The sequence below is a fragment of the Flavobacterium galactosidilyticum genome (assembly GCF_020911945.1).
Taxonomy (GTDB): domain Bacteria; phylum Bacteroidota; class Bacteroidia; order Flavobacteriales; family Flavobacteriaceae; genus Flavobacterium; species Flavobacterium galactosidilyticum.
This window is the reverse complement of sequence record NZ_CP087135.1, coordinates 540,163-566,789: the sequence shown is the minus strand read 5'-3', so window position 1 is coordinate 566,789 and position 26,627 is coordinate 540,163. Positions and strand designations below refer to the sequence as shown.

Below are 26,627 nucleotides of genomic sequence, written 5' to 3'. Positions count from 1 at the left end.
TCTTGGAAACACTAAAGGTTTGCTGACAGGTGTACTAATTATAGCTTTTAATTAGTCTTGCGTTAAAAAATTATATGGTTATAATTCTTTTAAAAATTGTTCGCTTATTACTGTGAAATCTTGAAAGACATACTTTGCTTCATGCAAAATAGTTTTATCTCCAATTCCTATGCTTATCATGTTGGCAATATTCGCAGCCTGAATTCCTGCAACTGAATCTTCAAAAACAACTGCATTTTCGGGTTTTACATTTAATAATTTAGCTGCAATTAGAAAAACTTCTGGATCTGGCTTGGCATTAGTCACATCATTTCCATCAACGATAGCATCAAAATAAGATAGAATTCCGGTTTTTTCTAGAATAGGTCTAGCATTTTTGCTTGCTGATCCTAGAGCTATGGGTTGGTTGTTATCTTTCAGAAATTTTAAAACTTCAAAAACTCCAGGAAGAATTTCTCTGTCATCCATATCAGCCAGTTGCGATAGATAGTCTTCGTTTTTTTGCTTTAGCCACATGTTTTTCTCTTCTTGAGTAGCTTCTTTTTTTCCTAATTCTAAAATGATATCTAGAGATCGTATGCGACTCACTCCTTTTAAAAGTTCGTTATGTTCCTCAGTAAAATTTATTCCGAGCTGATTTGCAATTTTTTTCCAAGCCAAGAAATGATATTTGGCGGTGTCAACAATTACTCCATCTAAATCGAAGATGAATGCTTTATTATTCATTTAATTTAATTTTTGAGTTTTCAGAAATAGTAAGCGAAAGCACTCCGGCAATGATCATAGATGTACCGCCTATTAAAAGAGCATAAATAGGTTCGCTGTTAAAAAATGTAGCTATTAAAAAACCTAAGATAGACGCGGCAACTAATTGAGGAATAACTATAAAAAAGTTAAAAACGCCCATGTAGTATCCCATTTTATTTGATGGCAATGATCCTGATAACATGGCATACGGGATAGACAAGATACTTGCCCAAGCGATTCCAACTCCTATCATTGGTAACCATTCCATTGTAAAAGTAGTAGGCTCATTTATAAAATAAATGGAAATAAGGCCAAGTCCTCCGCATACTAAAGCTACAAAATGAGTAAATTTTGTAGTAGTGTGCTTAGCCAAAACAGGCAATAAGAAAGAGGCGATAGCTGCAATTAAATTATAGTTAGCAAACATTTCGCCCACTTGATTCGCACCTGTATTATATGCCACAGATGTTGTGTCGGTCGTGCCATAAATATGTTGCGTAACAGCCAGGGTAGTGTAGATCCACATAGAAAATAACGCGAACCAAGAAAAAAACTGTACCCATGCTAATTGCTTCATGATTTTTGGCATGAACTGAAAATCATTCATTATGGTTACAAATCCATTGCTGGTTCGGTTTCCCTTTTGTAACATTCCTGAAATCAACATCGCAATTCCTCCCACACCTATCAGACCAATTGATAAAACATAGAGATCTTTTTTTAAACCGTAATGAAATATGGCCAATGAAAATAGAACACTGATGATGGAGAATAACAGTCCTTTTGTAAGATGAGATTTGGCATTATTTGTAAACCAATCTGCAGAATGCTCTTCTTTGACATAAGTATTTTCTCTGTGTTTTTCAAAGGCAGCTAATTCTTCTGGAGAATACTCTTTTGAACGGATTACCGTCCAGAGTACTGTCAATAAAAATACGATTCCTCCTAAGTAGAATGAGTATTTTACTGAGTCGGGAATAATTCCAAGAGGAGCAGTATTCTCCACACCGTAATAAGTGAAAATCAATGGTAATTTTGAAGCAAAATAGGCGCCAATACCAATAAAGAAACTTTGCATTGCAAAACCAGCGGTACGTTGCTGTTCTGGTAAATTGTCACCAACGAATGCTCTAAAAGGCTCCATCGAAACATTAATCGAGGCGTCCATAATCCACAGCATTCCTGCGGCAAACCATAAAACCGGTGAATTTGGCATTATGAATAAAGCGGCTGATGCTAAAATTGCTCCAACTAAAAAATAGGGTTTTCTTCGTCCTAATTTATTCCATGTTCTGTCTGAAAAATAACCAATTATAGGTTGAATAATCAATCCAGTCAATGGTGCGGCTACCCATAAAATAGGGATGTCGTCAATATTAGCGCCAAGAGTTTGAAATATTCTGCTGACATTTGAATTTTGCAATGCAAAACCCATTTGAATTCCCAGAAATCCGAAACTCATGTTCCAAATTTGCCAGAAACTTAACGTACGCTTTTCCATTATCGTAATTTAAAATTAATACGATAAGCGCGATGCTTATCAAAACCTACCTTATTTTCGAAGTAAAAGTGAAAGTTTTGAGAGGTAAATATAAAAAGATATTTTAATTTTCTATTTTTTGGATATAATTATTAGAATTTATTTTTCACTACAAGGTTGTAGTGAAAAATAGAGTAAGTAAAAAACTACGAAAAAATTGTATCGTATGCTGAAATGTATTTATTGAAACGTAGATTCTCTTTCAATTAAATGAGTTTCAATCACTTCTGTTGTGTAGTTTTCGTTTTCTTGATCTTCTTCGCTTTCCAGTCTATCAATTAGCATCCTTGCTGCTTTATTACCCATTTTTATCCCGCTTTGACTCACTGTAGTGATAGTAGGAGTGGAGTATTTAGAAATGATACCGTCAGTAAAGGCAATGACGGCAAGGTCTTTAGGGACGTTCAAACCTATTTTGTGAGCTGTCTTTATAATGGTCACGGCAAACAATTCGTTGACTGCAAAAACGGCATCGATTGCTTTGTCCTCTAATAATTTTGCTATCGTAATTTCGCAAGTATCAATATCTTCAATCTTTATAATCAGTTTTTCGTTAAAAGGAAGGTCATTGTCTAATAATGCTTTTATATAGCCATCCGTACGAAGCTTGCCTACGCTGACGTAATCAACAGTAGTTACGAGAGCTATCTTTTTGCGTCCCTTATCTATTAAGCTTTGCACCGCCTCATAAGCTGCGGTTTTATCGTCGATTATTACTTTGTCACAAAGGATTTCGTTGGTTACTCGGTCAAATAATACTACAGGCATTCCTTGATCGATAACTTCTGTAATATGATGAAAGTCACCTTTAAACTGCGTTTCCTTAGAAAGCGACATTATAAAACCATCGATACTTCCATTTGCAAGCATTTCCATATTTAGTACTTCTTTATCAAAAGAATCGTCAGATAAGCAAATAATTACACTATAACCGTTTTCATTAGCTACTTGCTCTATTCCGTTGATTACCGTAGCGAAAAAATGATGAACAATTTCAGGTATAATAATTCCAATGGTCTTGGTTTTTCTATTTTTTAAACTTAACGCTATATTATTAGGTCTGTAATTATAAAATTTGGCAAAAGCCTGCACTTTTAGTCTAGTTTCTTCGCCTATTTCTGGACTATTGCGTAGTGATTTAGAAACAGTTGATATAGATACGTCTAATTCTTTTGCGATTTGTTTGAGTGTTATTTTTCTTTTCATGATGCTATAGTGACGAAATTGAATTCGTAATAAAGGTAAAATATTATTTCGTATTTGATAATTAAATCACTTGTAATCGAATTAAAATAGAAAGTTTTCAACACTATTACGTTTTCGTAAGCTCGTTACAGATGGAACGTGTCAAATGAAAAAAAATTTGCATAGATTTAACATTCGAAGTAAAAGTTAAGCTTTAAATCTTAATTAATATTTAAACAATTTAAACAAAAAGTATGAAAACAATTTATAAAAAGTTGTTATTTTTAGTACTGTTATTTCCTTTAAGTATTCTGGCTCAGAATACACTAGGTGGAACTGTTCTTGATAAAGCATCAGGACAGCCTATTCCGGGAGTAAACGTAAATGTAGAAGGTAGCACAACTGGTGTTTCAACAGATTTTGACGGAAAGTTTCAAATGTCAAATGTTCAGAAAGGCGCAAAAATCGTATTTTCTTTCATTGGTTATGCAAATACGGTCATTACTTACAATGAACAAAAAGCAATAACGGTTTCACTAGAAGAAGATCAAAATGTACTTCAAGAAGTAGTGGTTCAAGTAGGTTATGGAACTGTTAAGAAAAAAGATGCTACGGGATCTGTTTCTCAAATTTCTGCAAAGGAATTTAACAAAGGTCAAAACGTAACTCCAGAAAGCTTAATTAGTGGGCGTATTTCTGGTGTGAATGTAACAGGGGGAGGTTCTCCAGGTGCAAAAGCCGATATTCGTATTCGTGGAGGATCTTCATTAAATGCTTCCAATGAGCCTTTAATTGTTTTGGATGGTTTGCCTTTGAGTAACTCAGTTCCAAGTGGTTCTACAAGTGTTTTATCTACAATCGATCCAAACGATATTGAGTCTTTTACGGTTTTGAAAGATGCGTCGGCAGCTGCAATTTACGGATCTAGAGCTGCAAATGGTGTAATTGTAATTACAACTAAAAAAGGGTCTAAAGGAAAAGTAAAAGTGAATTTTAGCTCTCAAGTTGGTGTGAATACGGTTGCCAACACAGTTGATGTAATGAATGCAGACCAATATCGCGAATTAGTAAATACAAAAGGTACTGCAGCGCAGCAAGCCTTATTAGGAACTTCAAACACAAATTGGCAAGATGAAATTTTTCATACAGCTTTAACTACTAACAATAATATTTCTGTAAGTGGTGCTTTGTTTAATAAATTACCAGTTCGTTTATCTGTTGGAAATGTTGATAATCCAGGAATCTTAAGAAATACCTCTTTTGAGAGAACTACGACATCGATCTCGTTAAACCCTGTTTTATTTGACAATCACTTGAAAATCGATATTAGCGGAAATTTATCTTTTGGTAAAAACCAATTTCAAGATGAAGGAGCGATTATTGGTAGTGCCATCGGATTTGATCCAACACAATCAGTATACCAAACAGGTTCTCGTTACGGAGGTTATTTTGAATGGTTAGAGTCAAACGGAAATTTACCTTTATTGCCCGCTAGAAATCCTGTTGCCAGATTGAATCAAGATGAAAGAAGAGCTACTTCTACCAGAAAATGGGGTAATGTAAGGTTAGACTATAAACTTCATTTCTTTGAAGACTTGAGAGCTGTAGTTGAAGCAGGTATTGATAGATTTGATAGTAGCGGATTTACAGAAGTAAGTACTCAAAGTGCTTTAGGATATCAGCCAAAAGCGTTTTCTGACCCAGGTTATGTGAATTTAGGCAACTATTCTAACTACACAGATGCACTTCAGAATAAAAACTTAAATGCTTATTTTAATTATAGTAAAGATTTAGGGAAATTAAAAATTGACGCAACTGCTGGTTACAACTACCAATTGTTTCAAAAAGAAAAATACCAATCAGGAGAAACCATACAACCAAATCCTAATGAAGATGTTGCTACAGATCCAGACATCAACTTGCAATCGTACTTCGGACGTTTGAATTTAGGATACGACAGCCGTTATTTACTGACTTTAAACTACAGAAGAGACGGAACTTCTCGTTTCTCTAAAGAAAACAGATGGGGTAATTTTGGTGGAGCTGCCTTAGCATGGAATTTATCTGAAGAAGAATTCTTAAAAGACAATGAAACCCTTTCGACTTTAAAATTAAGAGTTGGATACGGAACTACTGGTCAACAAGATATTTCTGCACAGTATGATTACTTGCAAAGAGTAACTACAGGAACAATCAATTCCCAGTATATTTTTGGTAATACTATTTATTCAACGGCCAGACCTGAAGGATATAATGAAGACATTAAATGGGAGGAATTGGCTGAGACTAACGTTGGTATTGACTACGGATTCTTAAACAACAGAATTACGGGATCTATTAACTATTTTGATAAAAAATCTTCAGATTTATTAGCAGATATTGCTGTTCCAGATGGTGCGAATTTAAGAAATCAAGGGTTCTTTAATATTGGTAGTGTAAGAACGAAAGGGGTTGAGTTTAGTATCGAATCTGATATCGTGAAAACGGATGACTTAACTTGGAATGTAGCTTTCAATACTACTTACATTGACCAAAAAATTACGGAGTTAGGAATTACAGTTCCTGGTTTTCAAGGGTATTTAGCAGGAGATAATATTGCTGGAGGTAACGGAAATAAAGTGCAAATCAATTCTGTAGGGTTTACACCAAATTCATTCCTAGTTTATGAGCAATTGTACGACGCTGAAAAAAGACCAATACAAGGTGCTTATGTGGATAGAAATGAAGATGGAAAAATTGATACAGCAGATAGATACAGATACCAAAAACCAGCAGCAGATTACACTTTTGGTTTATTCTCGACTTTAAACTACAAAAAGTTTGATTTTACTATGAACTGGAGAGCAAGTTTAGGGAACTATATTTTTGATAACGTAAGTTCTAATTTAGGATATTCTGACGCAGGTTTAAGAAGACAAACCGATTTATCTAACGTAAGTTCAGATTATTTTAATACTGGTTTTACTTTTGAAGACAATGGTACACAACGTTATTTATCTGATTATTTTGTAAAAGACGCTTCTTTTATCAAATTGGATAATGTAACTGTTGGATACACTTTTGACAAAACATTATTAAAAGCAGCTTCTTTACGATTTACAGCTGGAGTTCAAAACGTTTTAATTCTAACAAAATATGGTGGTTTAGATCCAGAGAAATTCAACGGAATTGATAATAACGTTTACCCAAGAGCAAGAACCTTCTTGATTGGTGTGAATGCCAATTTCTAATAGTAGACTGAAAACTAAATTTAAAAAATTAAGAAAATGAAAATATCATTTAAATATATATCTTATTTTTTCCTATTCATTTTAGGATTAAATATGACGCTTAGCTCGTGTACGAGCGACTTAGATGTGACGCCGAAGGATGATGATGAATTTTTATCGGAAACCTTTTTTCAAGATCCAGCTTCGTACAAAGAAGTATTAGCAAAGTTATATGCAGGTTTGTATGTAGGAGGGAATGACGGAGATGGAGCAGCAGATATTGCTGGTCTTGGTGGTGATTTTAGTAGTTATTTGCGATTGCTTTTTGTAACGCAAGAGCTTTCTACAGATGAGGCTATTATTGCTTGGGCAGATGGTGCTTTACCAACTTTAAATGCACAAACGTGGTCGCCAGCAAACGAATTTTTGGAGGGAACTTTCTCTAGAGCGTTTTATCACATTAGTGTTGCTAATGAGTTTTTAAGACAAACGACCGATGAGAAATTAACAGCAAGAGGTGTTGATGCCGATTTGAAAGCAGAGATTTCCACTTTTAGAGCTGAAGCTCGTTTTTTAAGAGCTTTCTCTTACTATAATTTAATGGATTTATTCGGAAACGTGCCTATCACGACAGAAAATGATCCTGTTGGGTTTTATTATCCTGAACAAAAAACAAGAGCTGAAGTTTTTGCTTATGTTGAGTCTGAGTTGAAAGACATCGACGCAAGTCTAGCTGCTTCAAAGAGTAATGAATACGGTAGAGTTGATAAAACTGCAGCTAAATTTTTATTAGCTAAGGTTTACCTAAATGCCAAAGTATATACAGGAACTGATAAATTTAGTGAAGCGGCGACATTATCTAAAGAGATAATTGATAACTCAGGATATACTTTTGCAAATGTTCCTTATGCCTACCTGTTTTCGGCTGATAACAATACAAACGGTGCTCAAAGCGAAGTTATCTTTCCAATTGTTGGAGATGGAAATGCCATTAGAGCTACTGGTGGAGGAATGAGTTTTATCATGCACGCTTCTATCGGCGGTAGTATGGACGCTGCTTCTCGCGGTATGGACGGTGGATGGCAAGGAATTAGAACTCGTAGGGAGTTTGTAAATCTTTTTGCTGATGCTACTGGAACTGCAGATAAAAGAGGAACATTTTACACAGACGGTCAATCAAAAGACATTAATAATGTTGGTACTTTTACAGATGGCTATGCTGTAACAAAGTTCATCAATAAAAATGCGAATGGTTCTGCGGCTCAAAGAAATGATATTCCAGATATCGATTTTCCAATGTTCCGTTTGTCAGATGTGTATTTAATGTACGCTGAATGTGCCGTAAGAGGTGCTGCTGGTGCAGATATAAACACAGCAGTGGGATACATCAATAAATTAAGAACTAGAGCAAATGCGCTACAAGTTGCTAGTTCAACGTTAACTCTTGATTTTATTTTAGATGAAAGAGGAAGAGAATTGTTTTGGGAATGTCACCGTAGAACGGATTTAATTCGTTTTGGTAAATTCACCGGAGGTGATAAATTATGGCAATGGAAAGGCGGTTCAATAAATGGTAGAGCTACTGAATCATACAGAGATTTAATGCCAATTCCGGCAAGAAATATTCAGGCAAATCCAACGTTAAAGCAAAATCCAGGATACTAACATCTTATAAAAACATTAAAATGAAAAACATATATAAAATTTTAATCGCATTTGTTGGTGTATTGGCTGTTTCATGTAATGCAGATGATGTAGACAACAGAACGGTTCTTACAGCAATTGCTGGGCCAGAATTTAAGACGCCTTTATCTGGAAAACAATATATTTTAGATGAAAATGACGCTTCAAAAGTTGCAGAAACTTTTGTTTGGTCAGCAGCAGAATATGACCAAAACGTGGTGGTGAACTATACTGTAGTAATAGATAAAAAAGGAGGAGATTTTTCGGCTCCTGTCAATCTTGGAACTATAAGTAATGCAACTGAACTTGCCGTTACGGTAAAAACGTTAAATCAGGCAGCGATTGAGTTAGGAGCAATTCCTGATCAAGTAGCTCAACTTGATATTAAAGTCATTTCTGATGTTTCAAAAGGATTAGCAATGACATCTAAAATGCCAATAACTGTTACAGTAACTCCTTACACAGGAAGACTTACTTACGATTTTGTTGATTGGTATTTAGTGGGTGATGCTACCGTTTCTGGTTGGGATAATAACAAAGGAAATCAACCAATGTTTAGAAGCGGTACAAGTGCAAGTGACTACAAATTCACTGGTTTTTTCAAAAAAGGAGCATTCAAAGTAATTTCTAAATTAGGAAGTTGGGTTCCAATGTTAGGTAAAGCAGATGCTACAAAAATGGCTCCTAGAAATACCGATGCCGACGCAGATCCAGCAAGTTTTGAAATTGCTGCTGATGGTTTTTACACCTTTAGCATGAATACTGAAACCTTAGAGTACACATTGGTGGCTTTTGATGCTTCAGCAAAAGCAACGTACACAACAGTAGGAATTATTGGTAGCAGTACTCCTAAAGGTTGGGATGCTTCAACAGCCATGAAACAATCTACTTTTGATGCGCACATGTGGTCATTGGGTGTAACTGCACTAATTGACGGTGAAGCTAAATTTAGAGCAAATGATGCTTGGGATGTCAGCTGGGGAGGCAAAACTGCTTTCTCTGGTGGAGGAACAGGAGACAATATTCCAGTAGGAAAATCGAAATACTTAATTTATTTTAATGATTTAGATGGAAGCTACTTATTGATTCCTAACCAAGAATAAAATTTAAACATATTGAAAGGCTATCTGATTCAGGTAGCCTTTTTTTTAACCTATTAACTAAACCAAACTTACTTATGAAAAAAAAAATACTATTAGTATTTCTTTTGTTGTCGGTGAAATTTTTTGCCCAACAACAAACGGCTACTTATTCCATAATTCCAAACACATTTGACGAAAACCAAGCAATTACCATTACTATAAATGGAAGCAGTATAAATGAAGCTACGTGGGGAGTAACTGCTAATGCTTTGTATTTATGGGCATGGGCTTTTGATACAAATGATACCTCCGAAAAAGGAACTCCAAACAACGGAGATTGGACAGCATCAAGTGAAGCAAGTAAATTTACCTACAATGCTGCAACAGATACTTATACCAAGACGATTACCCCGGCGATCTATTACAACACAACGGGTATTGGAAAAATTGGATTTTTAGTAAAAGCAAAAAACGGAACTGGTGATAAAAAATCACAGGATATTCTGGTTGAAGTTGGAGCTTTTCAAGTCTCATTAACAAAACCAATTGAAAACAGTACTACAGTTTTAACTTCTGGTTCAAACTTTACTATTACAGCCACAAATACAAATGGAGTGGCGAGTTATTCGTTAAAAGCAAATGGGAGTGTAATCAATACAAATGCAAGTACTTCTAGTTATTCCTATTCTCATACAAATATTATAACGAATCAAATTTACGAATTAGCGGTAACCCAGGGCGCTACAACGCTGATTAAAAAGTTTTCGGTTGTAGTAAATCCAAATACCGTTTCAGAAGTAATGCTAATGGGTTTAGTTGATGGAATTAATTATAATTCGACAGATTTTACAAAAGCAACTTTAGTTCTTGATGCTCCCTTAAAAGATTTTGTTTACGTTGCAGGAAGTTTTAATAATTGGCAACCTTCATCGGCCTATGCCATGAAAAAAGATCCTATTTCGGGAAAATTTTGGCTAGAATTATCGGGATTGGTTTCTGGAGTAAACAATATGTATCAATATTGGGTGGTGGATGCTACTCCGCTTGCAAATTCACCTTCTATGGTAAAAACAGCCGATCCATATTCTACATTGGTTTTGTCGCCTTATGATGATCCCGGAATTCCGAGCAAGAATTATCCTAACATGCCTGTTTATCCATCTGGACAGCAATTTGAAGTGACAGTTCTTAAAACAGGGCAGACTCCCTACAATTGGCAAGTGACTAATTTTGTAAAACCATCTAAAGATAATTTGGTGGTTTATGAGGTCTTAGTTCGTGATTTTGATGCCAATAGAAATTATCAAAGTTTAATTGATAAAATAGCATACTTTAAAAATCTTAAAATAAATGCAATCCAGTTGATGCCAGTCATGGAGTTTGAAGGCAATGAAAGTTGGGGTTACAATACCTCATTCCACATGGCTTTGGATAAGTTTTATGGCACTTCAGACAAACTGAAAGAACTCATTGATATTTATCATCAAAACGGGATTGCCGTAATTTTGGATGTTGCTTTAAATCATGCTTTTGGAAGAAATCCGATGGTTCGAATGTGGATGAATGATCCTGATGGAGATGGTTTTGGTTCGCCAACAACTGAAAATCCTTATTTTAATACGGTTGCAAAACACAGTTATAATGTTGGAGAAGATTTCAATCATCAATCTACTAGAACTCAAAACTATGTAATGCGGGTGATTAAGCAATGGATTGAAGAGTATAAAATTGATGGTTTTCGTTGGGATTTAACCAAAGGATTTACTCAAAATTGTACCGCAGCAGATGAAAGTTGTACCAATGCTTATCAACAAGATAGAGTGGATGTACTGAAAAAATATGCTGATTATTCTTGGACTTTAGATCCAACTCACTATACTATTTTTGAGCATTTAGGTACAAATCTAGAAGAGCAACAGTGGGCTAATTACCGTATAAATGAATCCCCTAGGAAAGGAATCATGATGTGGGGAAATATGAATAGTGCTTACAACGAATTGTCTATGGGCTTCGCCAGTTCTATTTCTGGAATGTCTAGTAATAGTCGTGGTTTTACAACCAATCGATTAATGGGTTATGCCGAAAGTCATGACGAAGAGCGTTTAATGTATAAGAATTTGAAGTTTGGGAATAGTACAAATGCAGCCCATAACGTAAAAGATTTGAATACGGCTTTGTCAAGAATGTCAGCAATTGGAGCGGTTTCGTTGTTGGTTCCAGGACCAAAAATGATTTGGCATTTTGGCGATTTAGGTTACGAAGCTTCTATTTTTACTTGTAATAATGGAACTGTAAATGATGCTTCGGCTACTATTGCAGGAGATTGTAAATTAGATACAAAACCACAGCAACAATGGGCAGATAACTGGTTAGCTAATGCAAACAGAAATAAAATTTACTCTGATTGGGCAAAATTTATTGCACTTAAAACTACAGAACCAGTATTTTTAGGAACACCTACGATTGCTAATGCAAATTCACTAAATGTAAATATTAAAATTACTAATTCGGAACTAGCTTCAACAGTATTAAAAGATGTTTTGATTATTGCCAATTTTGATGTTACAACTAAAAATGTACCCACAGCTTTTCAATACACAGGAACTTGGTATAATTTAATAGACAACAAACCTTTAACCGTTACCGATGTAAATATGACAATTGCAGTACCAGCTGGCGGTTATAGAATTTATGGAAACAAAAAATCAAGTTTAGATTTTACAACAGCAAATTTTGCATTGCCTAAAAATAATTTTACAATAATTGCAAAAGAAGAATCTTGTTTGAATAAGAATAATGGTGAAATAAGCATTTCGGCTATAGAAAAACACAACTATTATGCTACAGTTAATGGGCAATATTATTCATTTTCAAATAACACTTTGTTGATTAACAATCTAGTTCCTAATACTTATTCACTATGTATAGGTGTAGAAGGAGAATCGTATGAGCAGTGCTATACTATTGTTATTCCTAAAGGAGCTAGTATTTCGGCTAAATCTGTAATGGATTTTGATAAAATTGCAATTGAAATGACTGATGGAACAGCGCCTTTTCAGGTTTCTATAAATGGATTGGAACAATTTGAAACTGATTCCTCTACTTTTTCCCTTAATGTGCAAAAAGGAGATTTATTAGAAGTAAAAACAGCAAAATTATGTGAAGGTACTTTTTCTAAAGTGATTGATAAAACGGATGATTTAGCTTTGTTATTTCCAAATCCAACATCAAATCATTTTGAAATAGCAGTGGTAACTTCTAAATCGGAAATTCCAATTGAAATTTATAATACCGCTGGAGCACTAATCTCAAACAAAAAGTACGCTGTTTTAAATAACAAAGTACAATTGAATATAGAAAGCCTAGCGGTAGGTGTTTATTTAGTAAAATTGGGGTTAGAAAGTATAACAACTGTTTCTGTAATAAAAAAATAATTATGAAAAAGTATATTTATATAGCCTGTATTAGTTTATTTATGATTTCTTGTGGAAGTGGTTCAGATTCTGAAACTACTCCCGAAACGAATCTGGCGCCCACGGCACCACTACTGGCATTGCCTGCTAATGTTAGTTTATGTATGAGTAATTTAGTTAATTTTCAATGGGAGAAATCAACAGATAAAAATAACGATGCAATAACCTATAGTATTCAAATTTCAACCGACAATCAGTTTACGCAAATTGTAAAAACTACTGAAATAATTGCAACTAATTTTTCGGTTACATTAGATAAAGGCAAAAGTTATTATTGGCGTGTAAAAGCTACGGATACTAAAAATTTGTCAAGTGATTATTCGTCTGTTTATAGTTTTTACACAGAAGGAGTTGTTGCGGGAAATCATTTGCCTTTTGCGCCAGAATTAGTTGCGCCAACTTTGAATTCAATGTTAAATTCGGGTGTTATCACTCTAAGTTGGAATGCAGCAGATGTTGATAAAGATGACATTTTAGTTTATGATGTGTATTTGGGTACTACAAATCCGCCTACTCAAAAAGTAACTACAAATCAGTTGTCGAAAACTTTTGATGTGAGCACTAACTCTTCAACAAATTATTATTGGAAAGTAGTAGTAAAAGACAATAAAGGAGGAGAAGTAATAGGTCAAATTTGGAGTTTTAAGACTAATTAATTTATAAAAGCAAAAAGGCTGTCCATTAACTGACAGCCTTTTTTATGGTTTTAATATTTCGTTTTTATAATTTTCCGTTTTTTATTTCTTCCACAATTTCTGGATTTAATAAAGTAGAAATATCTCCAAAATTAGAGTAATCACCTTCAGCAATTTTACGCAATATTCGACGCATAATTTTTCCTGAACGTGTTTTAGGTAATCCAGATACAAATTGAATTTTATCTACTTTGGCGATTGGACCAATGTGATCTGAAATTTGTTGATTAATCTCTTTAGTAAGGTTTTCTCTATCACGGTATTCTCCTGTTTCTTTAAGAATTACAAATCCGTATAAAGCATTTCCTTTAATATCATGTGGGAAACCTACAATAGCAGATTCAGCTACTGCTGGATGCTCATTGATAGCATCTTCAATAGGAGCAGTTCCTAGATTATGACCAGAAACGATTACTACATCATCTACACGGCCTGTGATTCTGTAATATCCTACTTCGTCACGTAAAGCGCCGTCACCAGTGAAGTATTTGCCTGGAAAGGCAGAAAAGTAGGTTTCTTTATAGCGTTGATGATCACCCCAAATAGTTCTTGCAATCCCTGGCCAAGGTGTTTTGATACACAAACTACCTGTAACTTGATTTCCTTCTATTTCGTTTCTTTTTTCATCCATCAATGTAGGTTGAATACCAGGTAATGGTAGTGAAGCGTAAGTTGGTTTTGTAGGCGTTACAAATGCCAATGGCGAAATTAGAATTCCACCGGTTTCAGTTTGCCACCACGTATCTACAAGGGGACACCTTTTCCCTCCTACGTGGTCATTGTACCAATGCCATGCCTCCTCATTTATAGGCTCTCCTACGGAACCAATAACTTTTAGAGAGGCTAAAGGATATTTTTGAACGTAAGAAAGGCTTTCTTTTGCTAAAGCTCTAATAGCGGTAGGTGCAGTATAAAATTGAGTAACTTTATGCTTTTCTATTGCTTCCCAAAAACGACTGTAATCAGGGTACGATGGAACACCTTCGAAAATTACTGTTGTTGCACCATTCAATAATGGACCGTATAAAATATAAGAGTGTCCAGTGATCCAACCGATATCAGCGGTACACCAAAAAATGTCATTGTCTTCATAATTAAAAACATTTTTAAAAGTGTAAGCGGTATAAACCATGTAACCTGCGGTGGTATGAACCATTCCTTTTGGTTTTCCAGTTGAACCTGAAGTATAAAGTATGAATAAAGGATCTTCAGCATCCATGATTTCAGCAGCATTATTATCTGATGCTTCGTCTAAAAGTGGTTGTAACCATTGGTCACGACCTTCTTTCATTTTAATTTCAGTATTGATTCTTTTAACTACTAAAACCTTTTCAACACATGGTGTTTTTTCTAAAGCTTCATCAACAATACTTTTTAAGTCAATGGTTTTATTTCCACGGTATCCACCATCAGATGTGATAACCATTTTACACTCACTATCATTAATTCTAGCTGTTACTGCTGATGCTGAAAATCCAGCAAAAACAACAGAGTGTATTGCTCCAATTCTGGCGCATGCTAAAATTGTTACAGCTAATTCAGGAATCATGGGTAAATAAATACACACTCGGTCTCCTTTTTTTATGCCTTGCTCACGAAGTACATTTGCCATTTTGCAAACCTTTTGATGTAACTCATTGTAGGTAATGTGTATCGCTTCTTCACTTGGATCGTTAGGTTCGAAAATAATTGCTGTTTTGTCCCCTTTTTTAGCTAGATGTCTGTCAATACAGTTTTTTGTAATATTAACTTTAGCATCGGTAAACCATTTTATTTCGGCTTCAGCCATGTTAAAATCAAATACTTTGTCCCACTGCTGGTACCACATGAAGTTTTCTGCGGCAATTTTGCCCCAGAATTTTCTTGGCTCACGAATTGATTTTTTGTATTCTTTAAAGTATTCTTCTAAATTGTTTATTTTGTAACGACTCATTTTATAAATAGTTTTAGTTGTTGTTATTTTACATTATAAATTCCAATATTATATTTTTGCAATACGCTATCAATTTCACCAACGATATTCTCATCATCTATTGTTGATGGGATTTGGAAATTTTCACCATCAGCAATACTTCGCATTAATTTCCTCAAAATTTTACCTGATCTAGTTTTAGGCAATCGATCGACAATAACTACACTTTGAAGCGATGCTACGGCGCCAATTTGCTGTCGTACTAATTTTATTGTTTCTTGTTGTAGTTGATAATGTTCTATTTCATCATTTAGTTTTACGACAACTAAGGCTAATGGAATCTGACCTTTTATTGAATCGTTAATTCCTATTACGGCACATTCAGCTACTGAAGGATGGGAGGAAACTACTTCTTCCATTTCAGCAGTCGAAAGTCGATGTCCCGCCACATTAATTACATCGTCAACTCTACCGGTGATAAAAATATAATCTTCATCATCTTTGTAACCTCCGTCTCCAGAAAAGTAATATCCTGGAAATTGATCTAAGTAACCCGACTTAAATCTAGGATTATCTTGCCACAAATCTAATAAAGTTCCGGGGGGTAACGGTAATTTAACTACCACATATCCTTCTTTATTCGCGCCTAGCTCCGTTCCATCTTCACTAAATATTCTTATGTCGTAGCCACAAACTGCTTTTCCTACGGAGCCTGGTTTTATAGGTAATTGCTCAACACCCATTAAGTTAGCAATCATTGGCCAGCCTGATTCTGTTTGCCACCAATGGTCAATTGCTGGAGCGGGAATGTGTTTTTGATACCATTCTAAAGTAGCAATATCGCAACGTTCTCCAGCTAGAAATTGTGTTTTTAGCGAACTCAAATCGTATTGTTTGATAAATTCACCATCAGGATCTTCCTTTTTTATGGCTCGAATAGCAGTAGGAGCCGTAAACATAGCATTTACTTTATGCTCAGCGATAACTCTCCAAAAAGTACTTGCATCGGGTGTTTTTATTGGCTTTCCTTCAAAAATTACTGTTGTATTTCTGTTGATTAAGGGCCCGTAAACGATAAAACTATGACCTACAACCCAACCCACATCAGACGCGGCCCAAAAAACTTCATCTGGTTTGATATTGTATATGTGAGTCATTGAAAATTTTAACGCTACGGCATATCCACCAGTGTCACGAACTACACCTTTTGGTTTTCCGGTTGTGCCTGATGTGTATAATATGTATAAAGGATGTGTTGTGTTAACAGGTACGCAAGCTGTTTCCTCTGATCCGTAAATTAGTGCATCGTAGTCAACATCGTATTTTTTGAAGGGAACTCTTGCGCCTAATTTTCTATTAAAAACAATTACTTTCTTGGGTCTGTGTGAGGCGAGTTCAATAGCCTCATCAACTAATGGTTTGTAGGCAATCAAACGATCAATTTCGATTCCTGAGGATGCTGTAATAATCACTCTAGGCTTGCAATCATCAATACGAATGGCTAATTCATGAGGTGCAAAACCGCCAAAAACCACGGAATGTGTAACCCCAATCCTCGCACAGGCAAGCATTGCAAATGCAGCCTGTGGAATCATAGGCATGTAAATTACGGCAGTATCGCCTTTTTTTAAACCTAACGAAAGCATTCCTCCTGCTAGTTTTGCTACTTCAGTTTTGACCTCTAAAAAGGTGTATTTTTTTATATTTTGTGTAACAGGAGAATCGTAAATAAGCGCTGTATTATTTCCATAACCATCCTGAATGTGTTTGTCTATAGCTAAATAGCAAACGTTCAATTCGCCATCTTTGTACCAAAGCGGATATCCGTTTTCATCTTCAGATGTAATAATTTACGGTTTGCTGTACCACTCAATTTCATCAGCGTGGTGTTTCCAGAATTTTTCAGGTTGCTCGATGCTTTCTGTGTATATTTCTTTGTAAGTCATGACAATGGTTTTTTGTTATTGAATTAATTCATGAACTTGATCGACTAATTTCTTGATTGAAAAAGGCTTTGTAACGTATAAATTAGCGCCCAATGAAAGTCCCGTTTCGATATCCTTCTCTTTATTTTTGGCCGAAAGAAATATCACTTTACAGTGTTGAAGACTTTCGTCTTTTTTGATTTGTTCTAATGTTGCATAACCGTCCACCATTGGCATCATTACATCTAGAATGATTACATCAGGAAGTTGTTTTTTTAAAATGTCTAATGCTTCGTATCCATCACGCGCTATAAAAACTTCAAAATTGTTTTTCTTGAATGTATATTCTAGTGCCATTACTATATTTGGTTCGTCATCTACAATTAATATCTTTTTCATTTCGTTAACGGTTTTCTGCTGTGTTATAATTAGGTAAGGTAAAAGTAAATGTCGCTCCATCTACTACGTTGTCTTCCGCCCAAATCTTTCCTTTATGGTGTTCAATAATTTTTTTACAAATGGCTAATCCTAATCCACTTCCTACTGGTTTTTTTACATTTTGATTTCGAGATTGATAGAATTTATCAAAAATAACCTCAAGATCTTCTTTCTTAATTTCTTTGCCATTGTTGTGTATTTTGACTTCTATAACCTGTTTGTTTTCATGAATCGAAATCACTATTTTTCCATTTGTATTAGAACTGAATTTTATAGCATTAGATAGTAAATTGTTTATTACTTGAATGATTCGTTCTTCATCGTAAAAAGCTTTTATCTCGTAAGAAGCTTCGTTGAATTCGACAGTTATTTTTTTGTTTTTTATTAATTGCTGCAACGAATCTAGTGTGTTTTTTATCGTTTTAGAAATGTCATTTTTAGACAAATAAATTTTTTGTTTGCCAGTTTCAAATTTTTCCAAGTCTAGAATTTTATCAATCAGTCGATTCAATCTATCCGATTCAGAAATAATATTTTGCAAAAATTGTTTTCGTAATTCTTCTGGGATTTCATCATCATCGTGAAGAATTTCGCTCGCTGCTCTAATTGCGGTTATTGGCGTTCTTAGCTCATGCGTTACAGTGTCCAGAAATTCATCTTTTTGAATGTCTTTGTCAATCAATTCTAAATTCGCATTTTTTAATTGTTCTGATATTTTTTTTAATTCATTAGAAGTGTCCGTCAATTTTTTATTGATGATGAGGTTTTCTTTCGATTCCTCTAAAATGCGTAAAACCTCTGGCAAACTTATTTTATCTTCTTTAATAACACTTGATATTAGAATTTTGGCGGAAGCCGTACCTATATGACCTGTTAATAGATTCTCAGCAAATTTTATAAATCGGGCATCAGCTGTTGTGATGTTTTTGTCGACGTTATATTTTAAATTAAAAATAGTCAGCGCTCTTTTTGTTCTCTCTTCACCCAGGAAACGCTGTAATACCTTCTGGATATCTTTTATATAAGCGGTTCCTTTCCATACAAATGCGTTCTCGTGATTGGTAATGTATTTGTCAATATCCACAAACATTTCGGCATAATTACGTTCTCTATAATTTCCTTTGAAACTTACCGAAATCGCTAAATAGCTCAAGGTGTTTAGAAGTAAACTCCAAAAAAAAGCATGTGGAATGGGGTCTAAATAATCCAACCCAAAAAGTTGAAAAGGTTTTAAAAGTGTAATTCCCCATAGTCCTTCCTGAATAAAAAGACTTGTTGATTTTGTAATTCCTATGGCATAAGGAATTAAAAGCGTGTAAAGACAGACTAAAAATCCGATGATAATTCCCGTAACAGCACCATGCTTAGAACCTCTTTTCCAAAATAAAGCTCCAAAAAACGAAGGAGCCAACTGACCGATAACAACAAAGGATACTAATCCTATGGAAACGAGTGAGTAATCTAAAATGAAAATACGATAGATGGCATAGGCCAAAATAATCAGAAAAAATATTCCTAATTTTCTACTTCTAACAATGCGGTTGTTGTTTTTTTCTTGTGATGAGTTCTCTAACGATCCAATGAATCCGTATGGAATCAATAAGTTATTGCTTAACATCGTCGAAAGAGAAATACACGATATTACTATCATCGAAATCGCAGCTGAAAACCCTCCCAGAAACACGAGAACAGTCAAAATGTTATTATTGAAAAATTGCGGTATGAGCAATGAATACGTATCAGAATTTAAATTTTGTCCTTTAAATAGTATGTTTCCACCCCAAGCAATTGGAAATACAAAAATATTAAAAAGCAATAAATACAATGGGAACAACCAGATAGCTGTTCGAATGTGAGTTTCTTTATTATTCTCTACAATTGCGGTGTGGAATTGTCTTGGTAATAAAAAAATAGCAAACATGGATAAAATACAAAGAAAGAACCAGTTGATTCCGTTTGTAAGATCGCCAATTGTATTTTTTTTATCAAAATCTTTAAGAACGGCTGCTTTTTGATAAATGTCATCGAATCCATCAAAAACAAAATAAGTTACATATATTCCAATGATTAAAAAGAAGACTAATTTTAAAATAGATTCCATTGCTACCGCTGTAACAATTCCGCGTCTTTTTTCAGATGCATCAACATACTTCGTTCCGTAATAAGAGGCAAATAGCGCCAAAGCGAGACAAACATAAGTGGTGGTATCGGTAAAAATATTGTCGGTGGCTTCGGTTTTTGTAACAATATGAAACGTATCTGAAATTGATTTTAATTGTAAAGCGATGTAAGGTACAATTCCGAAAATACAAATTAACGTAACCAATGCGCCAAGAAATCTACTGTTGCCATATCGTAAAGAAATAAAATCAGCGATGCTGGAAATTTTATTTACTCTCGATATTCTAATAATTCTCTTTAGGACAATCATCCATGTAGGAATAATTATAATTGGACCTAAATAAATAGTTAAATAACTTAAGCCAGAACTTGCCGCCATTCCAATACTACCATAGTACGTCCAGGCTGTACAATATACGGCTAATGAAAAGGAATAGATATAGGCATTATTTGTCCATTTAGAATGACTTATTTTTTCAGACCAATGGGCGATATAAAAAAGTATGGATACATAAACCACTAATATTAGAAAGAGTCCAATGCTATTCATAATATCTTTTTATAATTAAGTACGAAATAGCGATTGAGAATAACCATCCAGAAAAAATATAGATGTATATAATGGGGAACCCAAAAAGTGGTTTTGAACTATCAAATAAAAGCAAAAGCGGTATGTTCAATGCTAATAGTATTAACATTGAAAGGATAACCAACTTTTGTTCATGTCTCTTTTTCATCGTAAGATGCTACTTGTTTTTAAGCGTATTAGCTATTATGCTTGTTGTAAATTCTTATTAGAATCTAAAATTTTATTTTCTACTAAGATAGGTGTTGTTTGTCATTTATTTGCCACGAAGTCACAACGACATAAGTACAATTATTTATTAAATAAAAGTAAGTAAAACCTTTGTTCCTTAAAATCTTTGCGGCATTAAAAGATAATTTATATCATTAACTTTAAACTGCTCAGCTTTAGTTTTGAAAATGTTATACTTTATGTTGTTATCCTTTTTTTTTAAAAATAGACAATCTCTGCAAATAAATGCAGAGATTGTCTAATGTGGTATGGTTTTATTATTTATTCCTTTTCATCATAATCACCCATTAAGGCGTAATATCCAAAGGTACCTAGTCCCAAAACGATCAGTGGGGTTAGTACAAAGAGAATAATAATTCCGAAAACTAAGTCTTCTTGTTTTCCGGACATAAATTTTGGTAATCCAAAAGTGAAGATGCAAAAATAGGCTGCAGCAACTGCTAATGCAATCCAAACTAATCCTAAAATTCTTTTTATTTGATTCATATGTTGCTATTTATTGTTTTTTATCGGTCATTTGTAATTCGCATATCATCATTGGTGTTTACAACCCAATTACATTAATGCTCATTTCATAGCTGTGTTTTTATACGTGAGCGTTTTTATCTTTATTTTTTATGTAAACCATTCCAACTACAAAGCTGACTGCAGCGATCACGATTGGATACCAAAGTCCTTCCAAGTAAAACTCTGGATGACCCAAGTCTTTCGCATTAGTAACAAAATAGGTAGAAATAGCAGGAAGTAAACCTCCAAAAATTCCATTTCCTACGTGATAAGGCAATGACATAGAGGTGTATCTAATTTTTACTGGGAACATTTCAACTAAAAATGCTGCAATAGGACCATAAACCATGGTTACAAATATGACTTGTATGAACACAAGGAATACTAAAGACCATTCGTCGCTGGAGTTAATTTTTACAGTTGTTTTAGTATCGCCTTTTGGTTTGCCGTCAACTATAATTGCTGTGCCGTTTTCTAAATGTACGGTTTTTATTTCTTGAAACGTTGTTCCATCTGTGTACTCTTTGTGAGTAGTATAGATGGAGTCCATAGTCTGTTTTTTAGTCTGTTTTAACTCAGCAAGCAGCGTTGTTTTTTCTACTATTTCCGTTTTGTTTTTTACTGATGTGGTTTCGTACATTTGTTTGTAGATAGGTCTGTATAATAAAATAGCCAATAGCATTCCACCCATCATGATGTATTTTCTACCTACTTTATCACTAAACCAACCAAAGAATACGAAAAACGGTGTTCCTAAAATCAAAGCAATTCCCAATAAAGTATCAACTTGAGAAGAATCAATAGCCATTACGGTTTTCATGAAACTCATTGCGTAAAATTGACCAGTGTACCAAACTACCCCTTGTCCCATTGTAGCTCCAAATAAAGCTAATAATACAAACTTCAAATTGTAGCGGTTTCCAAAACTCTCTTTCAAAGGATTTGTACTTGTTTTTCCTTCGCTTTTCGCTTTTGCAAAAACGGGAGATTCATCCATGTTTTTACGAATCAAATACGAAACTCCAACCATTACAATAGATACCCAAAACGGAACTCTCCATCCCCATTCATCAAATTGTTCAGGTGTAAGTATATTTCTTGTGGCTAGAATTACCATCAACGAAATAAATAAACCAACCGTTGCAGTAGTTTGAATCCAAGACGTCCAATATCCTCGTTGTCCTACCGGAGCATGTTCCGCAACATAAGTTGCCGCTCCGCCGTATTCGCCACCTAAGGCAAGTCCTTGTAACAAACGAAGAATTAATACTAATAAAGGGGCCATAAAGCCTATGGTTTCGTAGCTCGGGATACAGCCTATTAGGAATGTTGCACCACCCATTAAAAGTAAAGTAACCATGAAAGTATATTTTCTTCCAATTAAATCTCCTAATCTTCCGAAGAAAAGAGCTCCGAAAGGTCTAACTACAAATCCGGCAGCAAACGTAGCCAATGTTGATAAAAACGCGGCTGTTGGATTGTCTGAAGGGAAGAATTTTGTTGAAATTACAACAGCTAAACTTCCAAAGATGTAAAAGTCATACCATTCGATCATTGTACCCATTGAGGATGCGGAAATAACTTTCCAAATTCCTTTTGTTGATTTTTCTTTCATATTTTATTGGTTTTTTGTTAGTTTGGTTTTTAAAATGAATAGGCGCAGGAAAGCATGGTTCTAAAGTTTCCAACATTTGTTTTGTTTGCGCCTGCAGTGGCGTTACTTTTATTTAAATCGCCCCAAGTTGCAGCGGTGTATTCTAGTTCTGGTGTAACTCTAAATTTATTTTTCTTAAAATCAATTCTTCCCGAAGCTCTCCATACATTATCCACTATTCTGTTTCCGCTTATGCCACGAACATAATTTACGAAAGTAGCAATTGTGTTATCGTCTTTTGATCCATTATTTTTGGTATACCCAAAGAATAATCCTGGAGCAATAGCTTTTCCGTTGCTAGCAAGATCAAGCCAAAAAGCTGTTGTTTTTGTTGGGTCATAAGTTTCCACTTGAGTAGTAATATTTTTTCCGGTATAGCCACCAAGCATTACTAGGTTGTTTAAATTTCCACCTGAAATTCCGTAAGCTTTTATAGAAAATTGATCGTTTGAATATTTGGCGTATCCAAAAAATGAACTGCTGTTTACTTTTTCAGTAGAAACTAAATTATTAGAGACAGTTAAAGGCTGAAGTGATTTGTATTCAGCTCCTAATCCTAAAATAGTATTTTTCGCTTTGTACTGAATTTGTGCATTAAGGGAAGGTAATACTGAATTTATTGATGCTGAATTTTGTGTTCCTGGTCCTGGAGCTGGAAATTCTCTTTCTTTATAAGCAGTTAACGTCAGGGAAACTTCGTTGCTTAAAATTTGTTTTATTTTAGCTTGAGTCGCCCATCCAAAAGGATTAAATAGGATTGCGGTGTTGAAATTGGCAACACCAGGGAAAACTTCAGGTATGAATTGTGGATACCACGTTTGTCCTAAGGTTAGACTTGTTTTAGACCATTCTAAATTCACATACGCATGTCTTAATCTTAGTAACCCTATTGTTCCACCTTCCACATTTCCATAAAAATCTGCTTCCATTATAGATGAGGTTTTTGCTCCCCAAACATTTGGTCCTTTAGCTTTTACTCCTAGTCTTGAAGTTATAGATAGGAAATTAGATTGTGCAGCAGCATTAATATCTTTACCGTTAGCATCTAAAACAACATCTAGGGGATATAAATTTAATTGACCTTCTCTAGTAAAAGCTGATTTTCGGCTATCCCAAATGAAATCAGTTCTAGCGAAACCATAAATACTTACATTCCATTCTTTCTCAGAAGAAGATTGAACTGGCGTGGGTGATGGAGTTTGGGAATACGCTTTGAAAGAAGCAACCCCGATTAAAAGTATTAAACATGTTTTTTTCATGATAAATAGTAAGTTTGGTTTAATTAAAATGGTTAGTTTCAACAGTGCCAAATTCTATTATTTTATTCTAGAAAAAAATCATGATATATTTTTGTGTTAACCACTATAGTTAATCTTTGAATCTTTCCCATTTTATAAGCATAAACTTATCGCCTAATTCAGTGATAATCATGCCAGCACCAGAAAGTAATTGTTTGTTTTTTAAATATTCTACTAGTTCTAAATGGTTAAATATCTTGTAAGTAGGGTGGTAATTAGCATGAGATGGTTTTTTTATGTTGTAGGTCTTTACCCAGTTGCTAACAGTTACGTGCGAAACCCCTATAATTCGTTCTATTTCTCTGAAACTTAAGCCTTCTAGGTAGAGTTGTAATGCTTTGGTTACGTAGTAATCATCTATTTTTTTGCCAATTTTGTTAACAGTAAAAAAATAGTTGCATTTTTTACATAAGTACCTTTGTTTATTGTTAATGACTCCGCTTTTTATTATGTGGTTTCCTTGGCATTTTGGACAGGCTAAAATCTCCATATATATATATATATATATATATAATTTGCATAAATATAGTAAATTAGCAATTATATTAAATGATATCTGTAAATAAAAAATAATTTAATTGCAGATTTGCTATTTAATTATCTAATTTTTTATGAAATTACGAGGTTTGATAGTGTTCGGCTATTTATTACGCTTTAGTGTCTATACTATAAAATAGTATATATAACCCAGACTTGCTCTGGTTTTTTTTATTTATAGTAGTCAAAAGCTGAAGTAGTATCAACGCTAAGAAAGTTTTAAAGCGGAACTTTTTTAAAACAAAAAACCCGAATATTTCTATTCGGGTTTTGTGGTACCTCCAGTACTAAATTAATCCTGCTTATAAAATACTCGTCATATAAATAGTTATTCATAAAACCATTGTCAGCAAGTGAATTAAAGATTTATGTTGTCGATGTGTTCCGATGTGTTCTTAGTAAGCATGAATAAATAAGCACCCTTTTAAGCACCCTTATGCAGGGTTATTTTGTATCTTTGAGGACTAAAATTAATTATATGTCTGTACAAATTCAAATGTCTAAAGGCTCTGTGCGATATGCGTTCAAGGAGTCAAAAAAAAACCTAGAGGAGCATAAGCAGCAAGAGAGTCTGATATACCTCTATTTTTCATATGGTGCCGAAAGGCTTAAGTATTCTGTTGGGTATAAATCATGTTTTGCAAATTGGGATTTTAAGAAGCAGCGTATAAAAAACATCAGCTCTCTTATTAATAAAGACAAAGTTAATCAAGATCTAAAACATTTTGAAGATTCTATACTCAGTCGCTATCAAAAACTATATATGGACTACGGGGATGGTGTTACTAATGAGATGATAAAAAAGGAGTTGGATATTATTGTAAGAAAGAAACATTTAGTTGAGAGTGACAAAGAGATTGTACTATCCTTTATAGACGTCTGTAACAAGTTTATAGACGATAAGGGGACTTCTATAGCTCCGGTGACTAAAAGAGTGTATAAGCAAGCTATTACGATTCTCGAGAAATATGAAAAAAAGAAACAGATTTCATTGAGCTTTGAGGCAATTGATATGCCTTTTTACAATAGTTTCAAAGCATTTTTGGAAAAGGAAAATTATTCTTTAAACACCATTGGTAAGCATATCAAAACCATTAAGTCTTTTATGAATTATGCATTTGTAGAGGGCTATACTGCTAGTGTTAAACATCAAAGTAGAGACTTTAAGGTTGAGAAGGAAATCACAACTGAAATATATTTATCAGATGCCGAGATTAAAGTTCTGCATAATAAGGATTTGTCTAAAACTCCGGTCTTAGAACACGCTAGAGATGTATTTTTGATAGGTTGCTATACGGGGCAACGAGTTAGTGATTATAATAGTCTATCTAAGGATGATATCGTAACGAAGGGGGAGATACAATATTTTAAATTTGTTCAACAAAAAAACCGTAAACGAGGTAGGGTGGTGATGTGTCCGATAACAAAAGAGATAAGAGAAATTATGGATAAAAGGTATGGTGGAGTACCTCCCCCATCGATTCCAGAACAACATATTAACGAACATATTAAAACAATAGGTCTGGACCTTCAGTGGACTGAGTCAATAAAGTGTGAACAAACAAAGGGTGGCAAATTGGTGACTGAAATGATTCCAAAATACAAATTGTTGAAGTCTCATACTGCAAGAAGAAGTTTTTGTACTAATATGTATTTAAGAAAAATGCCAATCTTTGATATCATGTTGTTTTCAGGGCATACGACTGAAAAGGAATTTTATAGGTACATTCGAATCAAAGAAGAAGAAAGAGCGCAACATATTGTTGATAGCGGTTACTTTAATGTATAATAAGCGTAAATAAGG

16 protein-coding genes and 1 pseudogene are annotated in these 26,627 nt (G+C 34.3%); 6 read left to right on the top strand and 11 right to left on the bottom strand.

The genetic code is table 11. The annotated features are described in order from the left end of the window. Nucleotides 1-78 precede the first annotated feature (78 nt). From pgmB to LNP27_RS02485, 3 genes are all read right to left on the bottom strand, one after another. Complete coding sequence (pgmB, locus tag LNP27_RS02495) at nt 79-726, bottom strand: beta-phosphoglucomutase (RefSeq protein WP_229942944.1); 648 nt, start codon at nt 724-726, stop codon at nt 79-81. Beyond that, a complete protein-coding gene (locus LNP27_RS02490) occupies nt 719-2,248 on the bottom strand; it encodes an MFS transporter (RefSeq protein WP_229942943.1) in 1,530 nt (509 codons plus the stop codon). The genes pgmB and LNP27_RS02490 overlap by 8 nt, the downstream gene beginning before the upstream one ends. A gap of 219 nt (nt 2,249-2,467) precedes the next feature. After that, nucleotides 2,468-3,493, bottom strand: coding sequence for a LacI family DNA-binding transcriptional regulator (locus tag LNP27_RS02485; protein WP_229942942.1), 1,026 nt, complete (start codon nt 3,491-3,493; stop codon nt 2,468-2,470). A 233-nt stretch (nt 3,494-3,726) separates the two neighbouring features. Between LNP27_RS02485 and LNP27_RS02480 the strand changes: the two genes are divergently transcribed. The 5 genes from LNP27_RS02480 to LNP27_RS02460 all read left to right on the top strand — a co-directional run bounded on the left by LNP27_RS02480 (nt 3,727) and on the right by LNP27_RS02460 (nt 13,575). Further along, a complete protein-coding gene (locus tag LNP27_RS02480) occupies nt 3,727-6,702 on the top strand; it encodes a SusC/RagA family TonB-linked outer membrane protein (protein ID WP_229942941.1) in 2,976 nt (991 codons plus the stop codon). Between the two features lie 36 nt (nt 6,703-6,738). Then, a complete protein-coding gene (locus LNP27_RS02475; protein WP_147674412.1) occupies nt 6,739-8,346 on the top strand; it encodes a RagB/SusD family nutrient uptake outer membrane protein in 1,608 nt (535 codons plus the stop codon). 20 nt (nt 8,347-8,366) lie between these two features. Then, nucleotides 8,367-9,467, top strand: coding sequence for a SusE domain-containing protein (locus LNP27_RS02470; protein ID WP_229942940.1), 1,101 nt, complete (start codon nt 8,367-8,369; stop codon nt 9,465-9,467). Nucleotides 9,468-9,541: 74 nt separating this feature from the next. Continuing rightward, nucleotides 9,542-12,880, top strand: a complete 3,339-nt coding sequence (locus tag LNP27_RS02465) for an alpha-amylase family glycosyl hydrolase (RefSeq protein WP_229942939.1) — start codon at nt 9,542-9,544, stop codon at nt 12,878-12,880. 2 nt (nt 12,881-12,882) lie between these two features. Then, nucleotides 12,883-13,575 carry a fibronectin type III domain-containing protein gene (locus tag LNP27_RS02460; protein ID WP_229942938.1) on the top strand — a complete coding sequence of 231 codons (693 nt, stop codon included), beginning with the start codon at nt 12,883-12,885 and terminating at the stop codon, nt 13,573-13,575. 64 nt (nt 13,576-13,639) lie between these two features. On the opposite strand, the gene acs is transcribed toward LNP27_RS02460, so the two are convergent. The 8 genes and pseudogenes from acs to LNP27_RS02415 form a co-directional block, all read right to left on the bottom strand. Next, nucleotides 13,640-15,547 (bottom strand): acetate--CoA ligase, encoded by a 1,908-nt coding sequence (gene acs / locus LNP27_RS02455; protein WP_229942937.1) that lies wholly within the window; start codon nt 15,545-15,547, stop codon nt 13,640-13,642. Between the two features lie 23 nt (nt 15,548-15,570). Next, nucleotides 15,571-17,472: pseudogene (locus LNP27_RS02450) on the bottom strand (AMP-binding protein). 15 nt (nt 17,473-17,487) lie between these two features. Further along, nucleotides 17,488-17,850, bottom strand: a complete 363-nt coding sequence (locus LNP27_RS02445; protein ID WP_229942936.1) for a response regulator transcription factor — start codon at nt 17,848-17,850, stop codon at nt 17,488-17,490. Between the two features lie 4 nt (nt 17,851-17,854). Then, nucleotides 17,855-20,560, bottom strand: coding sequence for a sensor histidine kinase (locus tag LNP27_RS02440; protein WP_229942935.1), 2,706 nt, complete (start codon nt 20,558-20,560; stop codon nt 17,855-17,857). 528 nt (nt 20,561-21,088) lie between these two features. Further along, on the bottom strand, nt 21,089-21,313 hold the full coding sequence (locus tag LNP27_RS02430) for a DUF6814 family protein (protein ID WP_229942933.1): 225 nt from the start codon (nt 21,311-21,313) through the stop codon (nt 21,089-21,091). A 100-nt stretch (nt 21,314-21,413) separates the two neighbouring features. Then, nucleotides 21,414-22,949, bottom strand: coding sequence for an MFS transporter (locus tag LNP27_RS02425; RefSeq protein ID WP_229942932.1), 1,536 nt, complete (start codon nt 22,947-22,949; stop codon nt 21,414-21,416). A gap of 29 nt (nt 22,950-22,978) precedes the next feature. Further along, nucleotides 22,979-24,247 carry a hypothetical protein gene (locus LNP27_RS02420; RefSeq protein ID WP_229942931.1) on the bottom strand — a complete coding sequence of 423 codons (1,269 nt, stop codon included), beginning with the start codon at nt 24,245-24,247 and terminating at the stop codon, nt 22,979-22,981. Nucleotides 24,248-24,356: 109 nt separating this feature from the next. Next, nucleotides 24,357-24,776 carry an IS1/IS1595 family N-terminal zinc-binding domain-containing protein gene (locus tag LNP27_RS02415; protein ID WP_229942930.1) on the bottom strand — a complete coding sequence of 140 codons (420 nt, stop codon included), beginning with the start codon at nt 24,774-24,776 and terminating at the stop codon, nt 24,357-24,359. A 525-nt stretch (nt 24,777-25,301) separates the two neighbouring features. Between LNP27_RS02415 and LNP27_RS02410 the strand changes: the two genes are divergently transcribed. After that, complete coding sequence (locus LNP27_RS02410; protein ID WP_229942929.1) at nt 25,302-26,612, top strand: site-specific integrase; 1,311 nt, start codon at nt 25,302-25,304, stop codon at nt 26,610-26,612. The last annotated feature ends 15 nt before the right edge of the window (nt 26,613-26,627 follow it).